The organism is Komagataeibacter oboediens (genome assembly GCF_003207815.1).
Lineage (GTDB): Bacteria > Pseudomonadota > Alphaproteobacteria > Acetobacterales > Acetobacteraceae > Komagataeibacter > Komagataeibacter oboediens.
On the sequence record NZ_NKTX01000166.1, the window covers coordinates 1 to 1,808 of the forward strand.

1 protein-coding gene is annotated in these 1,808 nt (G+C 51.4%); it reads left to right on the forward strand.

The genetic code is table 11. The annotated features are described in order from the left end of the window. Window positions 1-392: 392 nt before the first annotated feature. Window positions 393-1,709, forward strand: coding sequence for a carbohydrate porin (locus tag CFR80_RS17925; RefSeq protein WP_110507836.1), 1,317 nt, complete (start codon window positions 393-395; stop codon window positions 1,707-1,709). The last annotated feature ends 99 nt before the right edge of the window (window positions 1,710-1,808 follow it).

Consider the following 1,808-nt stretch of genomic DNA (forward strand, 5'->3'; position numbering starts at 1 on the left):
AATCGCACCAGCCATTCCCGATCCTCCCTCTCACGACAGAATCAGAACAGGCCCTTCGCGTCACTTCACAGATGAGTCAGAGACAGTAGCCCTTGGTATAACGGCCCTACACATGCATATATCTGACGACAACGTATGAGCGCGAAAGTTTCCACAAACCTTACAAACCATAAAATTTCCACAATAACAAAAATATTTATGCAGTAATAAATGCATACAAAAATACTTAATGATCGCACTCACAATAAATTAATTTATAAAATATAAAACCATTTTCGAACGCGAGCGTTTGTCTGCCACAGATATAAAAACAATAATATACTGATGGCCTCAAAATGAAATATTTCACACGTAGATATGGAAATATCGGAATATTATATTTCGGTTTTTCCATGCATATGGTCATCTGCGCATCTGAAGCACCTGCAAACGGCCTGCCCAATGGTAGCCTGGGCGATGATGCCAGTTATGCGCTGCGTGCCAGTGCCCAGCATCCATCCACCACCATGACAGGCGACTGGGGGGGCGCACGGCTCTATCTTCGGAACAAGGGCATAGATCTGGCTGGTGCGTGGACGAACGAAACCGCCGGGAACGTTACTGGCGGGGACCGCCACACCGCGGCCCAGACCAACCAGCTTGCCGCCATCATGGATATCGACGCCGAAAAACTGCTGAAATGGAAAGGCGCATCTTTCAACTTTACATTTACTACCCGGTGGGGCAGCAACCTCATTACACGGGCAGGACTGTATACCCTGCAGCAACCGCAGGAAGTATGGGGGCGCGGACAGACATCCCGGCTGACCCAGCTATGGTATAACCAGAAGCTGGGTGATCATGTCAGTTTCAAGATAGGCCGCCTGCCGACCGGCGCCGATTTTGATAATGTGCCCTGCCTGACAATGGTAAACTATTTCTGCGGGGCAACAACCGGCAACATGGACGGCAATCGCTGGCTCAACTGGCCCGTCAGTACATGGGGCGGTCTGATCAAGTATAACGACCCACGCTGGTATTTTCTGGCGGGGGCTTATGAACAGAACGTGCGTAACCTGGATAATAAATTCTTCCTTGGTTATGTACATGGTGCAACTGGTGTTCTCCTGCCCTTTGAAACCGGTTTGCGTATCCATCTGGGGGCCCATCATTATCCCGGGGTCTATCGCATCGGCGGGTGGGTCAATACCGCAAGTGCACCTGACATTTTACTGGCGGCAAACGGACAGCCTGCTGTCACCGGCGGACTGGCCATGCTTGAACGGGGCAGTACCCACGGTGGCTACCTGTGGTTCCAGCAGCAGCTGACCGGAACCTTTAGCGAAAAACCCGGACAGGACGCCGTTGTTCAGCAGGGGCTGACTGCTTACGTAACCTTTACCATGGTCGATAAGGAGACCAGTCCCGTTTCATCGCAGGTTACTGGCAGCCTGCGTTATCTTGGGCTTCCGTGGCGCAGGCATGATGCCGTGACGCTGGCTGTTGGCACCAATCATGTCAATTCACGGCTGGCCACGCTGGACTGGTATCAGGCCGGCAGGAAGGGACCGCGCCGCGATTCAGAATTCGCAATCGAAACAGACTATACGCTTCAGATTACCCCATGGGTCTATATCGAACCCAATATCCAGTTCTGGGTCAATCCGGGCGGTTATACCCAAAGGGAAACGGTTACGGTCATTGGCATGAAAACAGGCTTTACGTTCTAACACTACTTTGGTAGAAAATTTGGAATAAGGATTCCCAACGGATGCGATCGGTGATTCATGGAAGACCAGCTGTAGTGGGAGCTGGCGATGAACACCGAC

Coding starts and splice junctions, on each gene's coding strand:
- CFR80_RS17925 (WP_110507836.1), top strand. CDS start 393: ATGCATATGGTCATCTGCGCATCTGAAGCACCTGCAAACGGCCTGCCC.